Below are 6,757 nucleotides of genomic sequence, written 5' to 3' on the forward strand. Positions count from 1 at the left end.
ATCACCGTCACGGCCGCCGCCAGCTCCGAAGCTGGCGGCGGCCGTGACGGTGATGGTGGACGATCCGGCGCAGCTCGATCTGGTCGACCTCTCGCGGGCGGGCGGCACGGAGGAGATCCGGGTCTGTCTGGAGCTGGACACGGCGCTGCGGTTGTTCGGCGGGCGGGTACGGATCGGGGCCCGGCGCTCGCCGCTGCGTGAACCGGCGCAGCTGGCCGAGCTGGCCAGGTCGATCGCGCGCAGGCCGGGGTTCCGGCTGGTGGGGCTGATGGCGTACGAGGGGCATGTCGCCGGTGTCGGTGACTCGGTCGCGGGCCGGCCGCTGCGCTCGCGCGCGGTGCGGCTGATGCAGTCCGCCGCGCGCAAGGAGCTGGCGGAGCGGCGCAGGGCCGTGGTGCGCGCCGTACGGCTGGTGGCGCCGGAGCTGGAGTTCGTCAACGGCGGTGGCACGGGCAGTGTGCAGCACACGGCGGCCGAGGACTCGGTGACGGAGATCGCGGCCGGGTCGGGGCTGTATGTGCCGAGGCTGTTCGACAACTACACGTCGTTCAGAGGCCGTCCGGCCGCGCTGTTCGCGCAGCCGGTGGTGCGCAGGCCGGGTGTCGGTGTGGTGACCGTCCTCGGCGGCGGCTATCCGGCGTCGGGCGCGCCGGGCCGGGACCGGCTGCCGGAGCCGTATCTGCCGGAGGGGCTGCGGTACGACGCCCAGGAGGGCGCGGGCGAGGTGCAGACGCCGCTGCTGGGCTCCGCCGCGGACGATCTGCTGATCGGCGACCGGGTGTGGTTCCGGCACGCGAAGGCCGGGGAGCTGTGCGAGCGCTTCGACGAGCTGCTGCTGATCGAGGGCGACCGGGTGACGGCGACGGTGCCGACCTACCGGGGCGAGGGCCGTACGTACCTCTGAGACGGCGTCACGGTCCGATGGAGCTGCCGACGCCGCCGCTCGTCGTGTCGCCGATCCGCCGGATGCCCTCGGTGATGGCGTCCATGCCGCTGAGGGGCGGTCCTTCGGGCCCGGCGTCGAACCCGAACCGGACGGTGATCAGTGACTCGGCGCCGATGGTGGAGGGGAAGGCCAGCGACTGGACGTAACCGCCCGGTCCCCTGGCCGTCTTGACCTGCCGGCGCACCAGGTATCCGGTGCGTCCGGCGACGGTGACCGGTCCGGACTTGACGACGGTGGAGGACGTGACGCCTCCGTAGAGGCTGGTGCCGAGGGAGTCCTCGTCGTACAGGGCGTCCGACGCGGCCTGGATGTCCTCCTTGGCGAGCGCTTCGGGGGTGGCGGCGTCGGTCTGGGTGGCGGTGAAGGACATGACCCGGCCGTAGGGGCAGTACCGGTTGGACTCTCCGGGGCACTCGCGGTCCGCCACGGTCGTCATGGTGATCGCCCGGTCGACGGCGCGCTCCGACTTCTCCCAGCCGTCCGGGACGGGCAGGGTGATGCCGTTGAGCTGGTCGACGAGCACGGTGGGGTCGGCGCCCGGCTCCCCCGTGGGGTCGGCGCCGCTGGGCGGGGGCTCGCTGGTGGTCCCGGTGGCCCGGGGCGGCGGGGTCGTGGTCCCGTCGTCGCCGAGCAGCGTGACGCCGGCGACGACCGCGAGGACGAGCACGAGCCCGGCGGCCCCGGCGGCGACGCCCCGCCCGCGCCCGCGACGACCCGCACCGGGGCCGCCGTTGGGCGCGAGGGGAGTCGTCTGCGGTTGCTGGTAAGGCGGTTGGTACCCCTGCTGGTACGGCGGGACGCTCCCGCCGGCCGGCCGGGTGTGCGCGGTCCAGGCGTTCCCGTCCCACCAGCGCTCGGTGCCGGGCACACCGTGGTCCGCGTACCAGCCGGGCGGCGTCGTCATGCTCATCCCGTCACAGTAGGGGGCGGGGCCTGATCCAAACGACAGGCCCTAGAGCGGTGTCACGTACGCCCCGCCGATGCCGCCGTCCACCATGAAGTCCGTCGCGTTGACGAACGACGCGTCGTCGCTGGCGAGGAACGCCACCGCCGCCGCGATCTCCTCCGCCTCGGCGAACCGCCCGCCCGGAATGTGCACCAGTCGCCGCGCGGCGCGCTCGGGGTCGCTCGCGAACAGCTCCCGCAACAGGGGGGTGTTGACCGGCCCCGGGCAGAGCGCGTTGACCCGGATGCCTTCGCGGGCGAACTGCACGCCCAGCTCGCGTGACATGGCGAGCACGCCTCCTTTTGAGGCGGTGTACGAGATCTGGCTGGTGGCCGCGCCCATGGTCGCGACGAACGACGCGGTGTTGATGATCGAGCCGCGCCGCTGCTGCCGCATGTAGGGCAGGACGGCCTTGCAGCAGAGGTAGACGGAGGTGAGGTTGACCTCCTGGACCCGGCGCCAGGCGTCGATGCCGGTGGTGAGGATCGAGTCGTCGTCCGGCGGTGAGATGCCCGCGTTGTTGAAGGCGATGTCGACGCTGCCGTAGGTGTCGAACGCCTTCTTGAAAAGGGCGTCGACCTGTTCCGCGTCGGTGACGTCGACCCGTACGAAGAGGCCGCCCACCTCGCCGGCCGCCGCCTTGCCCGCCGTCTCGTCGATGTCGGCGCACACGACGTGCGCGCCTTCGGAGGCGAGGCGGCGCGCGGTGGCGAGACCGATGCCGCTGCCCGCGCCGGTGACGACGGCACTGCGGCCGACCAGCCGGCGGCAGACGGGCGTCTCGGCGCTCTGGTTGATCTCGTCGGGCATGGGTCAGGCCTCCGTACTGATGAAGATGTTCTTGGTCTCGGTGAACGCGGTGAGGGCGTCGGGGCCGAGCTCCCGGCCGACGCCGGACTGCTTGTATCCCCCGAAGGGGGTGGAGTAGCGCACGCTGCTGTGCGAGTTGACGGACAGGTTGCCGGCGGCGACGGCGCGCGAGACGCGCAGCGCGCGGCCGATGTCGCGGGTCCACAGGGAGCCGGAGAGCCCGTAGGCGGTGTCGTTGGCGAGCCGGATCGCGTCTTCCTCGTCGTCGAAGGGGAGTACGACGGCGACGGGGCCGAAGATCTCCTCCGTGACGGCGGGGTCGTCGGCGGCGACGCCGGTGAGGACGGTCGGCGGGAACCAGAAGCCCGGCCCGCCGGGTGCGCTGCCCCGTACCGCCGCCCGGTCGTCGGGGACGTATCCGCGTACGCGCTCCAGTTGGACGCGGGAGATCAGCGGACCCATCTGGGTCTTCTCGTCCGACGGGTCGCCGACGACGACCGACCGGACGGCGGGGGTGAGGAGTTCGAGGAACCGGTCGTACGCGGTGCGCTGCACGAGGACGCGGGTACGGGCGCAGCAGTCCTGTCCGGCGTTGTCGAGGAAGGCCATCGGGGCCTCGGCCGCCGCGCGCTCGATGTCGGCGTCGGCGAAGACGATGTTGGGGCTCTTGCCGCCGAGTTCGAGGGTCACGCGCTTGAGGAGGCGCGCTCCCCTGGCCATGATCTCCTTGCCGACGCGGGTGGAGCCGGTGAAGACGATCTTGGCGACGCCCGGGTGTTCGACCAGTGCCTGACCGGTGATGTCCCCGGCGCCCGGCAGTACCTGGAACAGATGCTCGGGAAGCCCTGCCTCCAGGGCGAGTTCGGCCAGCCGCAGGGCGGTCAGCGGGGTGGTCTCGGCGGGCTTGAGGAGTACGGCGTTGCCTGCCGCCAGCGCGGGCGCGGTGCCCCAGGCGGCGATGGGCATGGGGAAGTTCCACGGGGCGATGACGCCGACGACGCCGAGCGGTTCGAGGAGGGTGATGTCGAGCCCGCCCGCGACCGGGATCTGGCGGCCGGTCAGGCGCTCCACTCCCCCGGCGGCGTAGTCGAGGAGGTCGCGGACGTTGCCCGCCTCCCAGCGGGCGTTGCCGAGGGTGTGGCCCGCCTCCTTCACCTCCAGCCGGGCGAGTTCCTCGACGTGGCCGTCGACGACGGCGGCGAAGCGGCGCAGCAGGCGCGCGCGGTCGGCGGGGGCCGCCGCCGCCCACCGGCGCTGGGCGCCGGCGGCCCGTACGACGGCCGTGTCGACCTCGGCGGCGCCGGTCGCCGGGACGGTGGCGACGACCTCCTCGGTCGCCGGGTTGAGGATCTGATGGGTGTGGGGCTGGTCGGGCACGGCGGTGTTCCTCACATGCGTTCGAAGGAGCGGCGCAGCTCCCAGTCGGTCACGGCGGCGTCGAAGGCGGCGAGTTCGACGCGCGCCAGGTTGAGGTAGTGGGCGACGACCTCGTCCCCGAAGGCGGCCTTGGCGATGGGGCTGTGCTCCCACAGGTCGGCGGCCTCGCGGAGGGTGGTGGGGACCTGCTCGTACGCGGAGGTGTAGGCGTTCCCGGTGCAGGCGTCGGGGAGTTCGAGCGCGTGCTCGATGCCGTACAGACCGGCCGCGACCAGGCCCGCGACGGCCAGGTGGGGGTTGACGTCGCCGCCGGGCAGCCGGTTCTCGAAGCGCATGGAGCGGCCGTGGCCGACGACGCGCAGCGCGCAGGTGCGGTTGTCGTTGCCCCACGCGACGGCGGTCGGGGCGAAGGAGCCGGGCGCGAAGCGCTTGTAGGAGTTGATGTTCGGCGCGTACAGCAGGGAGAACTCGCGCAGCGCGGCGAGCTGCCCGGCAAGGAAGTGGCGCATCACGGGGGACATGCCGTGGTCGTCGTCGCCCGCCATGACGTTGGTGCCGGGCGCGTCGGCGGACTGGAGCGAGAGATGGATGTGGCAGGAGTTGCCCTCGCGCTCGTTGTACTTCGCCATGAAGGTGAGTGAGACGCCTTCCTGGGAGGCGATCTCCTTGGCGCCCGTCTTGTAGATGGCGTGCTGGTCGCAGGTGAGCAGGGCCTCGTCGTACCGGAAGACGATCTCGTGCTGTCCCGGATTGCACTCGCCCTTGGCGGACTCGACGGTCAGTCCGGCGGCGGTCATGTCGTTGCGGATCCGGCGCAGCAGGGGCTCGATACGGCCGGTGCCGAGGATGGAGTAGTCGATGTTGTACTGGTTGGCGGGGGTGAGGCCGCGGTAGCCGCTGTCCCAGGCCTGCTCGAAGGTGTCCTTGAAGACGATGAACTCGAGTTCGGTGCCGACGTGGGCGGTGTAGCCGTGCTCGGCGAGCCGCTCCAGCTGGCGGCGCAGGATCTGGCGGGGCGCGGCGACGACCGGTGAGCCGTCGTTCCAGGCGAGGTCGGCGATGAGCATCGCCGTGCCCTCGTTCCAGGGGACGCGGCGCAGGGTCGCGAGGTCGGGGTGCATGGCGAAGTCGCCGTAGCCCCGGTCCCACGAGGCCATCGCGTAGCCGTCGACGGTGTTCAGCTCGACGTCGACGGCCAGGAGGTAGTTGCAGCCCTCGGTGCCGTGGTCGAGGACGTCTTCGAGGAAGAATCCGGCGGCGAACCGCTTGCCCTGGAGTCTGCCCTGCATGTCGGGGAAGGCCAGGACGACGGTGTCGATCTCGCCGTTCGCCACCAGGGCGCGCAGCTCATCGACGGAGAGCGGGGGTGTGCGGTCTGCCACGGGAACAACTCCTCCATCGGCCAGCCGGGGACCTTAAGGTATTCCGGGAGACCATTGCTTGGGAAGGGGAAACGGCGACGTGGCGAAGAAGGATGCGCCGAAGAGTGGTGAGCCGGCGGACCGGCTGACGCCCGTCCTGCGTCCCGTCCGGGCGGGCAACGGCTTCGAGGAGGCGCTGGAGCAGATCATGCAGGTGCTGCGCCTGGGTCTGGTGGCGGCCGGTGAACGGCTGCCCGCCGAGCGGGAGTTGGCGCAGCGGCTGCGGATCAGCCGGGTGACGCTGCGCGAGGTGCTGAAGGTGCTGGGCGATCAGGGGCTGGTGGAGAGCCGGCGGGGCCGCTACGGCGGCACGTTCGTCGTGCCCCGCCCCGACACCCCGGCGCAGGGGGTCGAGGAGGAGCTGCGGCGGCGCGTCGCCGGGGTGGACATCGAGGACGTACTGCGCTTCCGCGAGGTGCTGGAGGTCGGCGCGGCGGGCCTGTGCGCGGCGCAGGGCCTGACCGAGGACGGGGCGGCCCGGCTGCGTACGGCGCTGGCGGCCACGCACGACGCCCCGCTGGGGGACTACCGCCGCCTCGACACGCTGCTGCATCTGACGCTCGCGGAGCTGTCGGGCTCGGCGCGGCTGACCGAGAGCTACGCGTCGGTGCGCGCGACGGTCAACGACCTGCTGGACTGCATTCCGCTGCTGGTACGGAACTTGGAGCACTCCCAGCAGCAGCACACGGCGCTGGTGGCGGCGGTCCTGGCGGGCGAGGTGGACACGGCGCGCGCGGTGATGGGCGAGCACTGCGACGGAACGGCGGCGCTGCTGCGGGGATTTCTGGCCTGAGGGCGGGGTAGCGGGGTGGTGGGATGACGCGGGCCCGCCCGTCCGGGATGGCGGGGTCCGTAACAGCCGCTTAACGCACAGGGCTTGCGCGGGGGTGTTTCCGGCCGCAATGGTGTGGCCTCACACCTTTACCCGTGGCAGCAACCCGAGGCAGGAGCGGCTCATGGCCGAAGGCACGGACTCCCTCATTCCACCGGCCGGCCCGTCGGGCTCCGCCGACGACGCGGCCTATCTGCGGCGCCGTACCCTCAAGCGCGGCAGCGCCGGCTGGTTGCTGCTGACCGGACTAGGCGTCGCGTACGTCGTCTCCGGGGACTTCTCCGGCTGGAACATCGGACTCGCCGAGGGCGGCTTCGGCGGGCTCGCCATCGCGACCCTCCTGATGGGCGTGATGTACGCCTGTCTCGTCTTCTCGCTCGCCGAACTGTCCGCGATCCTGCCGACGGCGGGCGGCGGTTACGGCT

Annotated in this window: 6 protein-coding genes and 1 pseudogene; 3 read left to right on the plus strand and 4 right to left on the minus strand. The window is 72.2% G+C overall.

Translation table 11 applies throughout. The annotated features are described in order from the left end of the window. The coding region (locus tag BHU15_RS36900; protein ID WP_069631064.1) for an alanine racemase at window positions 1-904 on the plus strand (904 nt) is incomplete at its 5' end. Between the two features lie 7 nt (window positions 905-911). Here BHU15_RS36900 and BHU15_RS36905 read toward each other — a convergent pair. The 4 genes from BHU15_RS36905 to BHU15_RS36920 are packed head-to-tail and all read right to left on the minus strand — an operon-like array spanning window position 912 to window position 5,461. Continuing rightward, window positions 912-1,856 carry a DUF2510 domain-containing protein gene (locus BHU15_RS36905; RefSeq protein ID WP_069631065.1) on the minus strand — a complete coding sequence of 315 codons (945 nt, stop codon included), beginning with the start codon at window positions 1,854-1,856 and terminating at the stop codon, window positions 912-914. Between the two features lie 42 nt (window positions 1,857-1,898). Then, entirely contained in the window at window positions 1,899-2,702 is an 804-nt protein-coding gene (locus tag BHU15_RS36910) for a 3-oxoacyl-ACP reductase (RefSeq protein WP_069631066.1), read from the minus strand. Between the two features lie 3 nt (window positions 2,703-2,705). Then, window positions 2,706-4,079: an aldehyde dehydrogenase family protein gene (locus BHU15_RS36915; RefSeq protein ID WP_069631067.1), complete on the minus strand. Its 1,374-nt coding sequence runs from the start codon at window positions 4,077-4,079 to the stop codon at window positions 2,706-2,708. Window positions 4,080-4,090: 11 nt separating this feature from the next. Next, complete coding sequence (locus tag BHU15_RS36920; protein ID WP_069631068.1) at window positions 4,091-5,461, minus strand: glutamine synthetase family protein; 1,371 nt, start codon at window positions 5,459-5,461, stop codon at window positions 4,091-4,093. A gap of 79 nt (window positions 5,462-5,540) precedes the next feature. Between BHU15_RS36920 and BHU15_RS36925 the strand changes: the two genes are divergently transcribed. Next, on the plus strand, window positions 5,541-6,293 hold the full coding sequence (locus BHU15_RS36925) for a FadR/GntR family transcriptional regulator (protein WP_069631069.1): 753 nt from the start codon (window positions 5,541-5,543) through the stop codon (window positions 6,291-6,293). A 163-nt stretch (window positions 6,294-6,456) separates the two neighbouring features. Continuing rightward, window positions 6,457-6,757: pseudogene (locus BHU15_RS36930) on the plus strand (ethanolamine permease); the annotation flags it as partial.

This window comes from Streptomyces niveus (genome assembly GCF_001723055.1).
Classification (GTDB): Bacteria; Actinomycetota; Actinomycetes; order Streptomycetales; family Streptomycetaceae; genus Streptomyces; species Streptomyces niveus.